Raw genomic sequence first — 17,005 nt, forward strand, 5'->3', positions numbered from 1 at the left:
CCCCTTTATGCGTCTTCTAAATCCGCAAAAAGCTTATTAAAATTCTTCTCACTACCTACCAGAACAACGATGTCATCTGACTCGATAATATCCATCGGCATCGGACAATCGTTAATCTCCATACGATAAGCAGACTTACCGTCTTCAGTGATATATGGAACTTTCTTTTGAAGAGCGACAATATTGAGTGAGTAATTCTGACGAATCTTACTTTCAACAAGTGTCTTTCCTTCAAATTTCTTTCCTAACTTAAGTTCGACAATAGAATAACCAGCAGCAAAGTTATAACGTTGAAGAACGTGAGGTGCGATGATTTTTGAAGCGACAATCTCCCCCATCTCCTCTTCAACCTTAATAATTTCAGAGGCCCCAATTTCGTGCAAAACGTGCTCATGTAGTTTTGAAGTGGCACGAGCAATAACTCGACCAACACCCAGTTTACGAAGCATAGTTACGGCCATAATTGACATTTGAATATTATCCCCAATGGCAACTACCGCTGTATCAACATCGGAAATATTTACTGAACGTAGAGATCTTTCGTCTGTTACATCAAGTGAAACAGCGTGAGTTGTACGGTCTTTAATCTTATCAACTAATTCATCATTCTTATCAATTGCAATAACTTCTGCGCCTTTTTCAAAAAGACCAACAGCAGTTTTTGCTCCGAATGTTCCTAGCCCAATTACAGCTACTAGCATGTATATTCCTTTATTCTAATAAATTCTATTTTAACCAATCATTATTCTTCCGTCAGGATAGTCTAATTTACCTGAGTATTTCTGTCTTTCACCAATTGCTAAGATTAATGTTAATGGACCAATACGTCCAATTAGCATGAGAAATGAAATTGCCAACTTCCCTGCCATTGTTAAAAACGGTGTAACACCTAAAGTAAGCCCGACTGTCCCACCAGCACTTAGTACTTCAAAAAATAAAGGTAAGAAGTTTTGGTTTGGTTCAATTTTCATCATAATAAAGATGAAAGCTGTTGATACAACAATTGATATAAACATCAGGGCCGTTGCACGAACAACAACTGGACCAGCAATCTTACGATCAAACATCATAACGTTCTTATCACCTTTAAGTGTCGATATAATTGATTGAACAAGAATTGCAAGAGTTGTGGTCTTAACCCCACCAGCAGTTGAACCAGGCGATCCACCAATGAACATAAACATGGCCATCATATATATCGTATATGAATGTAAGTTTGTTAGTGGAATTGTATTAAATCCAGCAGTTCTTAATGTTACAGACTGGAAAGTTGCAATCTGTATTTTTTCCCAAAGATTGTAACCATCTAGTGCTCCAAGGAATTCTCCAAAGAAAATAAAGATAGCACCACCAACAGTTAAGGCAAAAGAAGTAATTAGAACAACTTTTGTGTGCATTCCAAGACGGACAATTGTCTTTTCTCGAGTCACAACTTGTTTAAGTTCCTTTAGTGCAATAAATCCAATCCCACCTAAGGTAATCAAGATTGAAATCGTCCCATGGATAAGAGGATTCGTTGCATAATTTTCTAATGAGTTATCAAAGAGAGCAAATCCAGCATTACAAAATGCCGAAATACTGTGGAAAAACCCATTATATAAAGCATCACCAAATTCAAATCCTTCAAATGTAAAACCTATCGTTAAAATGATGGCACCCCATAATTCGATAATGAATGTGTATTTAACAATACTAATAATCATGGCCACAAGTTCTTCTAAAGATGAAACATCTAAAAGGTCTTGCATGATGATACGATCCTTCATTTTTAAAGATCGCCCTAGCACGATGGCCATAGAAGAATATAAAGTCATGATGGATAGACCACCAATTTGAATGAGTCCTAGAATTATAAACTGCCCAAACATACTAAAGCTTGTTTTAGTACTAAGAGTGGCCAGCCCCGTAACACAAGTAGCTGAAGTTGCCGTAAATAGCGCATCGACAAAACTAATCGAATTACCATCAGCAGCGGCCATTGGAAGCATTAATAAGAATGTACCAACTAAGATAACTCCACCAAAGGTAAAGAGAACCCACTGGGCAGACGTTAGTTTTATCTTATTCTTTATTGCTTCAAAGCGATTAGCATAAATCCGAGGGGCCTGTTCTCCCCCATCATCATATAAAGATAAAATTGTTGATAGCAAGTGAGCACTTGCGAGTAAATATGTAAACTCAACATCTCCCCAGGTAATTAAACAGGGAATGAAAACTAAGAGGGAGAAGACGTAGCGCCTAAAGAAGTCCTCTCCGTTTTTTGATTCAATAATATTTTTTAAAACAGTAAGAGCAATAGCAATAGGAACAACCCAGACCATGAGGTCTAGAGTGTTAGTGATAAACTTTTGATTCCAAGTAGCCGGTATCTTCTTATTACTATATAAGGTGTATAAGAGGATAAAACTTCCATTAAAAAAAAGTTCAAACAAGAATGACAATTTTTGTAATAATGATGCCATATTATTTAATAATATTACTAATTTAGCTAAGTTGATACTTATAGCAGATTGAGACATATTTTCCTATGAAGAAAAGAACGAAACCCAACAAATCACTCAAGTTTCAAAAATTTGATGTGAATTTTAAAGTCGAACATATCGACTCTATTGGACAAGGTGTTTCAAAACTCGAAGACAAAATAACTTTTATTCAAAAATGCCTCCCCAATGAAGAGGGTGTCGCTGAAGTCTATAAAGCAAAAAAGAATATTCAATTTGCAAAGCTAAAGCATATTGATAAAGCTTCTCCAATTAGAGAAGAATCCAAGTGTCCCTATTTCAACGAATGTGGTGGATGTCACTTTCTACACACTAGTTACGACGATGAACTAGAATTTAAAAGACAAGCATTCCTGGATAATTTTTCACGTCAGTATAAGATTGATTTATCTCAATTACTCAAGGTACATAAGGCAAGTGAAAGGTATGAATATCGTAATCGTATTCAACTTCACTATAATAAGAAGACTAATTCGCTAGGTTTTTTCAATGAGGACAATACTAAAATCATCTCTATTGATAAATGTCTCATGGCCAATGAAAATGTAAACAATGCCCTATTCTCTCTTAAAGAAAATTGGCAAAAAGAAGCAAATAGACCCAAAGGGCATGTCGAAATTTTTGAAAGAGATGGTAAAGTCTTAAAAACATATGACTCAAGATATTCTGCTCAAGGATTCTTACAAGTTAATCCACCAATGAATCAGAGACTTCTCGAGCTTATTGAAGGGCACATGAGACAGTTTACAGACTCGAACTCAACAACTGTCGATCTATTTGGTGGAAATGGTAATTTAACAAAATCACTAAACCATAGAAGTATTGTTATTGATGCAACACCAGCTAAGTATATAAAGCTTCAAAACCAAAAGACTCAAGAATATCATGAAGTTGATATTTACAACTCATCAGCAATAGAACAGTTAAAGAAATTGAATGTTGAAGAGGTCGATCTCTTAGTAATAGACCCTCCCAGAAGTGGACTTAAGAATATCGATGAATACACTAAGTTATTTAAACCAAAATATATCATTTACGTAAGCTGTAACAATCAAACTCTTGCTCGAGATACTGCAAAAATTTTAGCAGAATATGATGTCCAAGAGGCCCATCTATTTGACTTTTTCCCCGGTACCCGACACTTTGAATCGGTTAATATTTTTAAACATAGGAAAGCTTTGTAAGTTCTTAGATTAACGTTGTAAAGAATCGTTAAAACAATTACAATTAAAGTAGTCTAACCACGATAACTATTAACATTTGGCGTATTTATGAGAAAAAGAAATTCCCTACTTTTCATTGTAATTAGTTTAGTTTTTCTGATGACTTCATGTTCATCAGGACAAAAAGATAATTCAGATAAAAAAGCAGAACTTTTTTATACTTATGGAACTCAAAAAATGATTGATCAGGAATACTCTCAAGCATTAGAAGCTTTAGAAAATGCCAATCAATTAAAACCAAATGATACCAAAACTCTTAACAACCTTGGACTAGCCTACTTCTTCAAAGATCGTCCAGAAAAGGCAAAGAGATTAATTCTTAAAGCAATTGAAATTGATCCAAAAAATTCTGATGCAAGAAATAATCTTGCTTCAATCTATTTCAAAGAAGGAAAGATTGATTTAGCTGAGAAACAATACAAGGAAGTTTTAAAAGATCTAGTCTATCGCTACACATACAGAGTTAAGTACAACCTTTCATTAATTGAACTTAAAAGAGGAAATAAGCAAAAGGCCAAGGACTACCTAAAAGAAGTTCTGGGCTACACACTAGACTATTGTCCTGCTCCTTATCAACTAGGTATTCTATTACATGAAGAAGGTAAGATTGCTGAAGCAATTAAAAACTTTAATATTGCTAAGACTGGAAAGTGTAAAGACCAACCAGCAGCATATTTTGAGTTAGGAAAGGTTTATCAAACATTAGGTGAAGAAGAGAAAGCAATTGCTGAATTTAATCACATTATTGAAGCATTCCCTCGCACACAATACGCCAAGAGAAGTTTAAAATTTAAAAATAAATTAATGAAAAAAATCTATTATTCAAAGAAAAATAAGAATAACAATCTTTAAAAAGGCGTTATATGGAACAGGATGTTGCAAAAGAAGCCCAGACAAATGAAGAGATGAATAGAGATACTTTAGGCTCTTATCTCAAAAAAGCCAGAGAAGAGAAGAAGCTAGGAATTGAAGCTGTCTCAAGTCATACACGTATTAATATCACAAACCTTTCTGCACTAGAAGCAGATGATGTTAATCGTCTACCAAATATTGCGTACGTACGTGGCTTTGTTAAAACTCTTTCTAAGACTTATGATATCGACGAAAATAAGGCCATTAATCTTCTTGAAGAATTATATGGCCAATCATCAAGTAGTAGTAAACAACAATTAGAAGCAGAAGACTTTCCTCAAGCACAAGTTGAAAGGAAACAAGACTTAAAACCAAAGAGTTTTGAGTTCTCTGACTCATTAAAATATAAAGTTATTAGTCTCGTTGGTTTAATTTCAATTGGTATTTTTATCTATATCAATATCAATAAGAGTAAAGAGGTCGATTCTCAAGATACTTCAAAAGAAGTTGTCCTTAAAACTAAGGCAATTGAAACAACACAAGAGCCGCCGGTAGAAGAAACTCCTCAAGAAGAAACTCAAGTTGCTCAAGAAGAGACTGCGGCAGTTGAAGCTAATGTTGAAGATAAAGAAGAAGTTGCTGCTGTTGAAACAAAGGTCCCAGAAGAAGAAAAAACGACTGAGAAAAAAGAAGAAGCGCCAAAAGAAATAAACTTCTACAACTTACCTTCTCCTCTTTTTGGATTTAAAGAAATTTCAGATGAAGAAAGAAATGAGTTAATTCCTGAAAACATAAGAAACTCTTACGAAGACGATATGCAAAATGTCTTTTTGAGATCAACTTCAGGTGATTCTTGGGTTGTTTACAAAAAAGATGATGAGCCTATAAAAGCATTTACACTTAAAGAAGGTAGATATGTTTTTATAAAAGGCCAACGCGTGATTGTTAGACTTGGGAATATCAATGCTATGCACGTATTTTATAATAATGATCTACTTGGTATGACATCTCGTTCAGGTGTAAAAAGTTTAGTTTTTCCTGTAGAAATTGCAAAAGAATATAAGCTACCACTATTCATATTTAATAAAGACGGATCATTTCAAACATCTAAAGAATATATTGAAGCTCAAAAGAAGTCTGAAGAGTAATCTTCAGGCTTTTTCATTAACTCTCCTAAGAATTCCAATCTAGTTTTTTATAAAATCTCATTCCTATAAATGCTGTAATAATGGCAGGGGTGAATAGAATAAATGGTATGGCCACATCTGATTTTTTGGCCAATGAAATACCTGAAAAATATAGGCCATAGTAAAAAATCGTAATAAATAAGGCCATAGCACTAGTATTCTTAGTTGCACCACGCCCTTTCTTAACTCCAAAGACGAAACCTAATAGAGCAAAGACCACACATTGAATCGGAACAGTGAAGCGTCCCCAGTATTCAATATAGCCCTTTCTTAAGTCACTTGAGAGATTATTACGAACTCTCTTATTCTCTGTCTTATTGCGCTTATTCTTTAGCTTACGAAGATGTCTTCTAAGTTCTGTTGAAGACATCATACTTGCTTTATTAACTGACTTAACCGAAAAGCTTGAAACAATTGGATATTCATATTTTTCAAATAGAATCTTTTCGACTTCATTACCATCTTTATCTAAGGTGACAATACTTCCATCATAGAAATCAAATTGAATATTCATCGATTGAGCAGCATCAGACTTTGGCTTATTTAAAATTCCCTTTTTTGCCATAATAAGCTTATCAACATCTTTATTAGAAGTGATTTTAAGAAAGACACCATCTAATATCTTCCCATCGTCTTGCACATCTTCAGCAAAGAGAATAACTCCTGGAATATCTGTAAAGAACTGCTCCTTCTTAATGTCTGTCAGAACACCCTTTGAGCCAAGTTGACGAAACTCATTTCTAAAGATCTTCTTAGAGGTCGGTACTAAATTCGTATTTAATACGACAACGGAACAAGCTATGAGAATAGAGATAATAAAATAAGGAAAGAATATTCGATGCTTATTTATTCCCATCGATCTTAATGCAACAATCTCACTATCTTCACTTAATTTATTGAGTGTGTAGATCATGGCAAATAGAATTGATAAAGGAGTGGCCATTGGAATAAAACTCATAGAGATGTGGCCCAAGATCTCCATAAACTGCATTATACTTACGCCTTTCTTAGTTACAACTCTCATAAATCTAAATAGTTGGGTTGTTAAAAGGAAGGCCACAAAGAATGTTAGACTCATTGCAAAAGGGACAATAAAGTTTGACGCAAGATATCTTTGAAATATCTTATTTGGAATTAGGTCTTTAATGCGAGCAAACTGATTCATGAACACCCTTGCCGACTATTGTCATTCTTTGTCTTTTTGTATACTTACTGTTAGTTTATACCCTCTTAATTCACTTTGAAACCCCTTTAAGGAGCAAATATGAAATTCACTTTGAATTTAAACACTAAAGAAGTTTCAAGTGCTGATTGTTATGTTATCGGTGCTTACTCAAAAACAGAAACTAAAGGTAAAAAAGATGTATCAACTGTTGTTCTAACAGGTTGGCCAAAAGAGCTAAAAGCGACTTTTGAATCAATGAATAGTTCAGCAGATTACACAGGATCAAAAGGTTCAACTTATTCATTCAACCATTATGGAAGTGATGTTCTAGTTATTGGCCTTGGTGACAAAACAAAAGTTACAACAGAAGACATTAGAAAAGAATTAGCAAAAGCATACAAAGCAGTTTCAAAATATAAGAAAGTAGCTGTTGCATTTGATACTTTCACTTTTAAATCTAAAAAAGAAGAATCTCTAGCAATTCTTGTTGAAGCATTTGAGATGACTGCTTATAAATTTGATAAGTATCTTTCAAAGTCAGAGTCTGCAAAATTAGAAGAAGTAATTCTTGATTCAGCAGATAAGGGAACAAAGAAAAAAGCTTTCCAAAAAGCAATCAAAGACGCTCAGCATGTAGCTGAATCAGTTAACGTTGCACGTGACTTTGTAAACGAGCCACCAAATGTTCTTCGCTCTACAGCATATGCAAAAATGGTTCAAAAAGATGTAAAAGATATCCCAGGTGTAAAATGTAAAATCATGGGTAGAAAAGAACTACAAAAAGAGAATATGAACTTATTCCTTTCTGTAAATGATGGTTCTGCTTACGATGCTCAACTTGTACACCTAACTTACACTCCATCAAAAACTACTAAAAACACGAAGCATATCGCTTTCGTTGGTAAAGGACTTGTTTTTGATACTGGTGGATATTCACTTAAGCCAGGTGGATCAATGATGAATATGAAGTTTGATATGGCCGGTTCTGCAACAGTATTTGCTGCATTCAGAGCTGCTGCACTTATGAAGCTTCCAGTAAAAATCACTTGTATCCTTGGTATGACTGATAATGCTGTAAACTCAAAAGCAACGATGCCAGATGCAATTGTAAAAGCAAGAAATGGTAAAACAGTTGAAATTTTAAATACAGATGCTGAAGGCCGTTTAGTTATGGCAGACTGTCTAGACTATGCATGTGACCTTAAGCCAGATGCACTAATTGATGCTGCAACTCTTACAGGTGCTTGTCTAGTTGCTCTAGGAACAGAAGTTTGTGGTCTTATGTCTAACGATGACAAATTAGCAAATAATCTTCTAAAAGCATCTAAGTCAGCTGATGAATATATGTGGCAACTTCCAATTATCCCAGAATGGCAAAAAGATATGAAAGGAACAATTTCAGATCTTAAAAATATTGGTGGATCACGTTTTGGTGGAACTGCAAAAGCAGCAGCTTTCCTTCAAGAGTTCATTAAGAACGATGTAGCTTGGGCACACCTTGATATCGCAGGTGTTGGTGATTCTCAATCTCACCTACCATACTGTCCATCTAAAGGTGCATCTGGTGTAATCGTAAGATCACTAGTTGAATTCCTAAAGCAGAACTAAGAATTTAAAGTGAGTAAAGACGCAATTTTTAATATTGTTCTATACGCGCCTGATATTCCCGGTAATACCGGGAGTATTGGGCGCACTTGTATTGCCCTTGGAGCAAGACTTGTTTTAATTAAGCCCTATGGCTTTGATCTATCTGAAAAAGCAGTTAGACGAGCTGGACTTGATTATTGGAAGCATGTTGATGTTGCTGAATATGAAAACTGGGATGAGTTCTACCAAAAAGAGTCCCCTAAAGATGAAGACCTCTTCTTCTATACAAAGACAGCAAAAGAAAATCACTTCTATGGACGTGGTTATACTAAAGGGTGTTATCTTGTTTTTGGTTCTGAAACAAAGGGATTACCAAAGCATATCTTTGAAACTTTTCCCAATCGCCTATTTTGTCTTCCAATGTTCTCAGAACATGTTAGATCGCTAAACCTTTCTAATGTTGCTACAGCAGTAGCTTATGAAGCATTAAGAAATATCTCTTATTAGAAAGCGTAACCTGCATCAACTGTAAATTTAAATAAGTCGATATCATTTGAATTTCCAGAGATGATGATGTCTCCACTAATCAACTTCTCAAATCCAAAAGTTACATCAAGGCCATCTTCACGATAGCCAAAATCAAAACTTAACAGCTGGCTTGATACCTCAGCATTATTTAATTCGATCTTTTGTATTCGAAAACCAGGTGTTAGATAAATGAATTTCGTTATTAAATATTCGAAGTCAAAAGAGAAATCATAGCGATTATAGTCTCCTCTTTCATAACCTCCATCACCATATTCATACTCCAAATCAGTATCAAATTCCATATTGTGAAAACGTCTTGTTCCACCAATAAAAACTTCCATACGATCACCACGAGAAAGTTCAAGGCTCTTAGTTTTAAAACTTATTCCAGCTTCAAAAGAGAGAACTTCATCTAAATAGCCTGTTCCAAACGTTATATCAGAATAATAACCATGTTGATCTGATCTAGGCTTAACGTATTTGTAAGCACCTGCAAAAACGATTCTTTCATAATTAAAAGTAGTGGATGCCTCAACTTCGTAACGATTAAAGTTTTTCTTATTACCTAGGTTTGAATCATTTTCTAAATTTCGATAGCCCAAACCAAAAGAGAACATATCAATAGGCCTAAAGCCTAAGAGCAATGTTGCCTCTCGACGATAGCCGACTTCAGTAAGTATAGGCTCCGTTTCTCCAAAGCTTGCATTTTCACTATATCCGAATTCAACAGAGAGCCACCTATTAGCGAAAGCTCCATTAATATCAAAGTCAGATGAGTCTAGATCATCAATTCCTTCAATTTCAGCATCATAACCAAATGTGGCCACATCAAGATATGAGCGTCTTTCGTTTGCCACCGCCATGGATGAAGAATTACGAGTTTTCATATCTTTTGAGACTTCTGGCATAATGCGATTAGCGAAAACACTTAATTGCGTAAGAACTAAAAAACTTAAAATCTTTTTACTCATAATCCTTCCTTAAGATATTAATTCCATCTTAAGGCATAAAAAAAGGGAGGCATAGCCTCCCCAATCTTAATTTTTATTATTTTATACTTGTTAAAATAAGTAGGCGATATTTAGACCAAGTCCTAAACCATCGTAATCAATATCATTCTTCTCACTTACAAAGATATAATCCACGGCCAAGGTAGCATCTAAATTATCTCTGCGATAACCAAAATCATTTCCAATTTTTACTAACGAAGTATCTTCTGAAGTACCTGGCGCGTTACTAGAATCATACGCTAGTCCAGGTGTTAAATAGAAGTTATTCGATACTAAGAATTCTGCTTCAATTTCAAACTCTAAAGAAGTGTAATTATTTCCATCTGTCGTATTACCATCATCTTTAAAATAATTTCCAAAACCAAACTTAAAGCTTCCATCTACTTCAACACTTCCAATTAACTTAGTCATATTACTAAAGATAGAGAAACGTTTACCTCTTGTAAGATCATCAGAGCCTTCAGTCATCAACTGGACTCCGGCTTCAACGATATCGTTCATTTCTTTTTGTCCCATACCTGCCGTAAGAATAAAATATCCACCATCTAAGTTTGTTTCATCAACTTCACGATATGCAATAGAGCCACCAAATACAACTCCATCAAATATAAGAGTTCCACCAGCTTCTACTTTCTTAGCATCAACGCCCAGTTCATATTCATCTTGCAGATATCCGAGTCCAAGAGTCATTTTATTACTTAAACGATAACCTAATAATAAAGATGAAAGATCACTACTTGATTGAGTAACTCCTAATTCGGACTTTGCAAACTGAGTTTCTAATTGAGCTGAGAAGTCACTTGTTGAAAAAGAACCAAAAACACCTGGCGTAGTTATATCGTAATCAGTACTACTTCCACCATCCTCTTTAAGGTCGCTATAATCATATGTTAATCCAGCAAAGCTTCGAGAATCTCTAGAGACGGCCAAGACTGATGAATTAAGAGTTTTTCCATCACGAGACATTTCAGGTAAGAAGAAATTCGCCTCTGTTTGAAGGGCCATTATTAATAGTGCACTTAGAATAAAAATATATTTCAAAATATCCCCCAAAAAAATAAGGGGAGACTTTTGTCTCCCCTATCTGTCTTCAATAATACATATTTTTTTACAATTAGAAAACGTAACCTACATTAATTCCCCAACCAAGGCCATCAACATCATCTCCGCCAATATCACCACTAAGAACATATTCTAATCCAAAGGTTGCATCGAGCCCTTGAGAATTTCTAAATCCAACAAAACCATTTAAACTAACAAGTTCTGTATCATCATCAGAATCAGGGTAGTCAACTGAAGTATAGTTAACACCTGGAGTAATATAAAATTCTTTGTTTAGAAGATATTCAGCATCAAATTCAATTTCAATACTGCTATAATCATTATCACCAGTTGCTTCATCTAAGTAATCACCAAAAGTATAATTAAATGATCCATCAAATTCCCAGGCGCCAGAAATTTTAGTGGCATTACCGAAGATACCAAGACGAGCACCAGTGTTTAAATCACCGCTTCCTTCCATTTGATAAGTAATACCTGTTTCCCAAGACATATCTTTTGTTGCCGAACCAAAAGCACCTGTTAAAAGAATAAAGTCACCTTCTGCTGAACCAAGCTCATATGTATGACGTGCGATCGTTCCACCAAGAACAGTTCCTTCAACAAGTAACGTTCCTCCAAAACTAATACCAGTGTCATCAACACCATTTAATAGCTCACTAGTTTCAAGCCCTACACCTAGTGTTAATCTTTCATTCACTTTAAATCCGGCTAGAATACTAATGTCTTTAAAATCTTCATCTGCTGATCCAACATCCCAGTTAGCGTTATCATAGCCAATTTCCATTGTGAATGATTCTGCTGAAAATCCACCATAGACAGATGTTGTAGTAATATCGATTTCATTATTAAAATCATCTTCAAGATTAACTGTAGACAACTGTCCCGCAATGAAATTACGAGAAGACTGAGATACTGCCATTAAAGATTCGTTTCTAGTTTTTCCATCTCTAGAAATTTCTGGCATTAAAATATTAGCGTAAGCTGATAGTGATAGTGCTGCAATTGCAGCAAGTTTGAAAAATTTCTTCAAAACTTTCTCCTTAAGTTAACTCAATTAAAATAATAGTTAAATTATACGTAAAGTTTTAAAGAAAACAAATGAATCAGAAAAAATAAGCAGCATTAATTTTCCACTGAATGCCATCACGCCTGTCGTTATCAGAAATTACATAATCCAGGCCTGCTGTTGCATCAATTTGGTTAGCTCTGTAACCGAAATCACCTGACACCCCTAAGTAGTCATCATCGTTATTTCCGACTTCCCTATAATTAAAGAAAACTCCTGGAGTAACATAGAACTCTTTTTGTACGAGTAATTCTACATCAAGATTAAGATCGATCTCTGTGAATTCATCTCTTGTTTTAAACTCAACATCCCCATCTAGCTCAACATCATTTACAATTCTAGTAGCTCCAGCAAATAGTCCGAGAAGATCATCCTCATTATCATTTAGATCATATCGAATCCCAGCTTCCCAACTTAAGATCTTTTCATCCTGTCCAAGTCCTGCTGTAAGTGTGTAGTTATCATCAGCATTATCTCTAATATTTGCAGTGATTGAACTGGCAATAATTAAGTTATTTGAAATAGTTGATAACCCAACTTCAATAGAAGGATCATCCACAAAGTCTGTTGCAGCGACACCAAAGGCCAACGCCATATTACTAGCAAATCGATAACCGGCTTTCACATCGTAGCGATCGTCATCTAATAAATCATCGTCAAAGCCTACATCTGCTTGAAAAGAAAATTGATCAACAAAGGCCCCTCCAAATAACTGAATATTCTCACCTTGATAATCACCATCATGAATTTCACCACCAACGAAATTCCTCTTTTCAAAAGCTACTGCAAGTGCCGATCGATTAAGAGTTTTCCCGTCACGAGAAATCTCAGGAACAATAGTATTTGCAAATGCTGATGTGTAGAACCATACGATCAATAGAGGCCATAATTTTTTCACTTTGTACTCCTTAGATGAAATATTTTCCATTATATACAAAGCATTCGGACTAAAAAGTTAAGATATTCTTTAGAGATATTATGAATACATACAAATAAAAAGGGAGACCTAAGTCTCCCTTTCCATATATTCAAAATTTAAAAGATTAAATTAGAATAGGTAAGCTACGTTAACTTTCCATGCCATTCTATCCATGTCTTCTTCTGAACCAGTGTTGTAGTTAGAAGCAAGGTCATAGTCGATACCAAATGTTGCATCTACCTTATTTGCTCTATATCCAAAGTCAGCTGATAATCCCATGATAGTATACTCATCTAAACCAGAAAGAGCTTTATAGCTAGCACCTTCAGCTGAAGTATAGTAAAGACCAGGTGTTACGTAGAACATATCTGTTACTAAGAATTCAGCATCAACATTGAAGTCAAGAACAGAGTAATCGGCAGGATTTGTTACTGTTGTATCACCAGTTGTATAAGATAAGTCAGCATCGATTTCGATGTTGTTCACAACCTTAGTCATACCAGCAAATAAACCAAATCTTGAGCCTCTATTTAAATCGTCTTCTTCTTCCATGTCATAAGTAAGACCTGCTTCCCATGACATATTGTTAGCATTTGAACCAACACCAACAGTAAGTGTATTATAAGAACCATCAGTAGTTCCGTTATCACGTGAGTTGATTGCAAATGAAGCACCTATCATTAGGTCTTTCATCATATAAGATCCAGCAAGTTCGATTTTAGAAGTGTCTGTGTCTGCGCCTGTTGTTGGCTCCTCAGTACCCATCTCATAACCTAGACCTAAAGCAAATTCCTTATTGATTCTATAACCAACCTTAACGTCATAGTTAGATACATCTGTTGCTGAATTAGCAGTATTCTCGTCTTCTTGCTCTGACATAGAAAGATCAGCTTCTACTGAAACCATCTTGTTAGACCAACCACCAAACACACTGAAACCAGAGTCTGTTAAGTCTTTAGCATTGGCTACATCTGGCTCAATTGTTTCGTTCATATACTCACCAGCAACAAATGTTCTCATCTCTTGAGTTACAGCGATAGCTGAAGAGTTTTTAGTTTTTCCATCACGTGAAGTTTCTGGAACGATTGTGTTTGCAAATGCTGCAGAAGAAAGAACTGCCATTGCGATAATACCTGTCATTTTTTTCAAAACTTACTCCTTGTTTTGTTTTTATTCTAACTAGTAATCTAGTTCGTTTGAAAAATTAATTTATTAAATTATACCGTTTTTGTTTTCCTGTGCAATTTTTTTTTAATTTTTTTATAAAGGCCGTGGTTTTTGCATCCACGGCCTTCTTAATCATTTGTTTAATTAGAAGTTATATTTAACTGCAAATCTTGTGTAAGCATTGTCACTCATTGAACCAACAAGTGTGTCTACATCAATCTTATTCCAAGTTAGAGTTGCACCTAAGTTAACAGTAGTTGTGTTTTCCATTGATACTTCACCATCGTTAGAGAAGTTACCAGCATATGCACCAATACCAGCGGCCTTAAGACCAGCAGAATCTGTTTCGAAAGTTGCACCAGGAGTTGCTGTTTGACCAAATAGTAGAAGTCCTAGATTTTTTGAATCAGCATTTCCGTAAACAGTTTGTGAAACAGAACCTCTAAGAACTAACCAGTCATTAGCTTTTGATTCAAAACCAATGATTAATGGAAGATTCATAGTAGAAAGCTCAGAAGTAGCTGCTGAGTATTCAACTTCAATATCAATTGCAGTTAGTTGAGTACGAACAAATACTTGAGTTGAATCAGTTGCTTGATAAGATCTACCAACACCAATGTCATATCTTGTAAATCCACCATCAACTTTTCCACCTGCAGAAAGTACAGCAGCATTTGCAGCGTTGTGTGTTTGTTCCCAATCAAATTTCTTAAATGAACCGTAGAACTTTAAGTTGTTATTAAGAGTATAAGAACCACCTAGTTGGAAACCAAGCTTCCCTTCAAATTTATTTCCTGTTCCTTTATTTTCTGATTCAGAAGCAAGAGAAATATTTGCGAATGCATCCCAATTATCTTTATTAACACCAAGCTTTACTGCAAGTGCTGTATCATCAAGATCTTCACCTTGGCTGTTCTTTCTTTCAGAACCAGCATAAATTAGTGAAGTACCCCAGTTAAGAGTTCCAGCTTTTCCACCAAAGAAAAAATCTACTTGGTTATCAGCTGTTGCAAGGTAATCTGCACCAGTATTTCCATCTGAAGCAACAATTCTTAGAAGAGAAGAAACATTTGATTCATTTCCTAAGAAGGCACCATAAGTAAAATTACCATGTGACTTTAAGAAACCACCTTGTGCTTTTGATTTTTCATCTGAATCTAAAGTAGCGTGCTCTGCAGCCTGTGCTGGAGATGTTGCTGTACCAGCAGCAGTATTAACTTCGTAGTAATTGAATCCTTCATCACCGAATTCATATACAACCATGTCACCATAGTTATTTACGTATGAAGCGTTAGTGAAAATGTAACGATCATCCATTGTGTAGTAGTTGTCTTCAACTTCGTCACCAAGAGCAAGTAGTCTTGCTTTAGTTGCGTAAGCGCTTGTACTTAAAAGTGCTAGCGTAGCTGCTCCTAAAAATACCTTTTTCATATTCCTCTCCTTGAGTGAGTAAAAAAAAATCCGTGTGTCGTCTTTATATGAAGAGACACTGATAAAAAATGTTAGTTATTAAATTTTCAAGGCAGTTGAGATGAATGTCAACACCCCGAAATTGCATAAGAATTAGCATTTACGGGGTGTTTATAGGTTTTTTTTATTTTATTTTTGATTGCACTGCAAGGCCTCTTGCAAGGAATTTTGACGACATCCAGGAATCTACGAATGTTTCATTTTTCACTGCAGACTGCCTAAGAGGTGCGTTAAAACTAAAGAAAATTAAATGATCTTCGTTTAAAGACTCTTGTGCGATCTTAGAATCGTCAATTTCTGGACTATAAGAATAATCTCTTAGGATGACGCGCTCTTTTGACTTATTTACATCAAAAGCGTCGAAATTTTTGGCCAAGTTTTTTTTCAGAAGATTGATTTTTTTAGAAATATCTTCTTCTGTACTCTCTTCTTTATCGATGAAAGTAACAAATTTAGCTGTTTGAGCATATCCTTCGCTTTCTGCTTCACCAATCTCACCAATGAAGTGTCCCCATTCATGTGTGAATGAAAGTGGAAAAAAGTATGTCTTTTCATCATCAGTAATCTTCTCTTCAAGATCAAGGTGAACATATAGAGAACAAGGTGTTTTAGTACTTTCGCAAAACTCGATAAACTCAGTAGAAAGAGTTTTCTTATCCTTAAACAAGTCTAAGAAGATGGCAGGAGACTCTCCCCAATAAAGGTTCTCACATTCAATAATTAAACCGTTCGTTAAGTACACTTTCCAATGGGCCTGATCGATTAACTCTTCAGGAGTTGTACGATAGATTTCTTTAATTCTTAAGCTATAACTATTTTCGCGAATACGCTCTAAAAGCCCTTCACTATTGAGTGATGGAAGAAGATCAGTTGGACCAACTTTAATATGTTCATCAATATAACTTTCTTCTCCCCATAAAAGAGGCATTGGCTTTGTACGTGAACCAAAATCATGAAACTTAGAGTCCTTATAAAAGCATGAGCTCAATGGATTAGCTTCTTCAATAATCCCAAGATCACGCAGGACTGAAATATTATTTTCTCCTCTTACAAGAGACGGTCCCATGACTTTAAAATTATCTTCAGTAACTTCTTCTTCAGTTAATAATTTCACTGAAGTTGAGTCCTTTTTATAGAGATGGTCAAAGAGATCCATTGCAAAAATATCATTACCAACAATGAGATTTTTAATGAATACCTTTTCTTCGTTTTTAACTTCGACTTTTTTAAGCTTTAAAATATCGCTATAGGCCATAGTTTGAATTTCC

General features: G+C 35.1%; 15 protein-coding genes. 5 read left to right on the plus strand and 10 right to left on the minus strand.

Translation table 11 applies throughout. The features are described 5' to 3' along the window. Positions 1-5 precede the first annotated feature (5 nt). Positions 6-701, minus strand: a complete 696-nt coding sequence (locus tag BALOs_RS12885) for a TrkA family potassium uptake protein (protein WP_114705609.1) — start codon at positions 699-701, stop codon at positions 6-8. Positions 702-731: 30 nt separating this feature from the next. Beyond that, positions 732-2,462, minus strand: coding sequence for a TrkH family potassium uptake protein (locus tag BALOs_RS12890; protein WP_162929689.1), 1,731 nt, complete (start codon positions 2,460-2,462; stop codon positions 732-734). A 116-nt stretch (positions 2,463-2,578) separates the two neighbouring features. Between BALOs_RS12890 and BALOs_RS12895 the strand changes: the two genes are divergently transcribed. The 3 genes from BALOs_RS12895 to BALOs_RS12905 all read left to right on the plus strand — a co-directional run bounded on the left by BALOs_RS12895 (position 2,579) and on the right by BALOs_RS12905 (position 5,724). Further along, on the plus strand, positions 2,579-3,685 hold the full coding sequence (locus BALOs_RS12895; protein WP_162929690.1) for a class I SAM-dependent RNA methyltransferase: 1,107 nt from the start codon (positions 2,579-2,581) through the stop codon (positions 3,683-3,685). An 87-nt stretch (positions 3,686-3,772) separates the two neighbouring features. Next, complete coding sequence (locus tag BALOs_RS12900; RefSeq protein ID WP_114705612.1) at positions 3,773-4,576, plus strand: lipopolysaccharide assembly protein LapB; 804 nt, start codon at positions 3,773-3,775, stop codon at positions 4,574-4,576. Positions 4,577-4,587: 11 nt separating this feature from the next. After that, positions 4,588-5,724, plus strand: a complete 1,137-nt coding sequence (locus BALOs_RS12905) for a RodZ family helix-turn-helix domain-containing protein (RefSeq protein ID WP_120405392.1) — start codon at positions 4,588-4,590, stop codon at positions 5,722-5,724. 25 nt (positions 5,725-5,749) lie between these two features. Here BALOs_RS12905 and BALOs_RS12910 read toward each other — a convergent pair whose 3' ends face one another. Then, entirely contained in the window at positions 5,750-6,928 is a 1,179-nt protein-coding gene (locus tag BALOs_RS12910) for an LptF/LptG family permease (RefSeq protein ID WP_114705614.1), read from the minus strand. Positions 6,929-7,027: 99 nt separating this feature from the next. Between BALOs_RS12910 and BALOs_RS12915 the strand changes: the two genes are divergently transcribed. Together BALOs_RS12915 and BALOs_RS12920 are read left to right on the plus strand one after the other, a co-directional pair. After that, positions 7,028-8,536 (plus strand): leucyl aminopeptidase, encoded by a 1,509-nt coding sequence (locus tag BALOs_RS12915; protein ID WP_120405393.1) that lies wholly within the window; start codon positions 7,028-7,030, stop codon positions 8,534-8,536. Positions 8,537-8,545: 9 nt separating this feature from the next. Further along, a complete protein-coding gene (locus tag BALOs_RS12920) occupies positions 8,546-9,022 on the plus strand; it encodes a tRNA (cytidine(34)-2'-O)-methyltransferase (protein WP_120405394.1) in 477 nt (158 codons plus the stop codon). On the opposite strand, the gene BALOs_RS12925 is transcribed toward BALOs_RS12920, so the two are convergent. From BALOs_RS12925 to BALOs_RS12955, 7 genes are all read right to left on the minus strand, one after another. Beyond that, the gene (locus BALOs_RS12925; RefSeq protein WP_120405395.1) at positions 9,019-10,014 is read right to left on the minus strand and encodes a hypothetical protein; all 996 of its coding nucleotides are present in this window, start codon (positions 10,012-10,014) and stop codon (positions 9,019-9,021) included. The genes BALOs_RS12920 and BALOs_RS12925 overlap by 4 nt on opposite strands. A gap of 90 nt (positions 10,015-10,104) precedes the next feature. Continuing rightward, positions 10,105-11,094 (minus strand): hypothetical protein, encoded by a 990-nt coding sequence (locus tag BALOs_RS12930; protein ID WP_120405396.1) that lies wholly within the window; start codon positions 11,092-11,094, stop codon positions 10,105-10,107. 73 nt (positions 11,095-11,167) lie between these two features. Then, a complete protein-coding gene (locus tag BALOs_RS12935; RefSeq protein ID WP_120405397.1) occupies positions 11,168-12,145 on the minus strand; it encodes a hypothetical protein in 978 nt (325 codons plus the stop codon). Positions 12,146-12,218: 73 nt separating this feature from the next. Then, on the minus strand, positions 12,219-13,079 hold the full coding sequence (locus tag BALOs_RS12940) for a hypothetical protein (RefSeq protein ID WP_120405398.1): 861 nt from the start codon (positions 13,077-13,079) through the stop codon (positions 12,219-12,221). 150 nt (positions 13,080-13,229) lie between these two features. Then, positions 13,230-14,249 (minus strand): hypothetical protein, encoded by a 1,020-nt coding sequence (locus BALOs_RS12945; protein WP_120405399.1) that lies wholly within the window; start codon positions 14,247-14,249, stop codon positions 13,230-13,232. Between the two features lie 162 nt (positions 14,250-14,411). Continuing rightward, entirely contained in the window at positions 14,412-15,698 is a 1,287-nt protein-coding gene (locus tag BALOs_RS12950) for a hypothetical protein (protein ID WP_120405400.1), read from the minus strand. 163 nt (positions 15,699-15,861) lie between these two features. Further along, the gene (locus BALOs_RS12955; protein ID WP_120405401.1) at positions 15,862-16,992 is read right to left on the minus strand and encodes a hypothetical protein; all 1,131 of its coding nucleotides are present in this window, start codon (positions 16,990-16,992) and stop codon (positions 15,862-15,864) included. Between the last annotated feature and the right edge of the window lie 13 nt (positions 16,993-17,005).

The sequence above is a fragment of the Halobacteriovorax sp. BALOs_7 genome (assembly GCF_003612895.1).
GTDB classification, from domain to species: domain Bacteria; phylum Bdellovibrionota; class Bacteriovoracia; order Bacteriovoracales; family Bacteriovoracaceae; genus Halobacteriovorax_A; species Halobacteriovorax_A vibrionivorans.

Excerpts from the sequence above, each read along its gene's own strand:
- BALOs_RS12905 (WP_120405392.1), top strand. The coding sequence starts at position 4,588 with ATGGAACAGGATGTTGCAAAAGAAGCCCAGACAAATGAAGAGATGAAT.
- BALOs_RS12950 (WP_120405400.1), bottom strand. The coding sequence starts at position 15,698 with ATGAAAAAGGTATTTTTAGGAGCAGCTACGCTAGCACTTTTAAGTACA.
- BALOs_RS12885 (WP_114705609.1), bottom strand. The coding sequence starts at position 701 with ATGCTAGTAGCTGTAATTGGGCTAGGAACATTCGGAGCAAAAACTGCT.
- BALOs_RS12915 (WP_120405393.1), top strand. The coding sequence starts at position 7,028 with ATGAAATTCACTTTGAATTTAAACACTAAAGAAGTTTCAAGTGCTGAT.
- BALOs_RS12890 (WP_162929689.1), bottom strand. The coding sequence starts at position 2,462 with ATGGCATCATTATTACAAAAATTGTCATTCTTGTTTGAACTTTTTTTT.
- BALOs_RS12900 (WP_114705612.1), top strand. The coding sequence starts at position 3,773 with ATGAGAAAAAGAAATTCCCTACTTTTCATTGTAATTAGTTTAGTTTTT.
- BALOs_RS12955 (WP_120405401.1), bottom strand. The coding sequence starts at position 16,992 with ATGGCCTATAGCGATATTTTAAAGCTTAAAAAAGTCGAAGTTAAAAAC.
- BALOs_RS12910 (WP_114705614.1), bottom strand. The coding sequence starts at position 6,928 with ATGAATCAGTTTGCTCGCATTAAAGACCTAATTCCAAATAAGATATTT.
- BALOs_RS12925 (WP_120405395.1), bottom strand. The coding sequence starts at position 10,014 with ATGAGTAAAAAGATTTTAAGTTTTTTAGTTCTTACGCAATTAAGTGTT.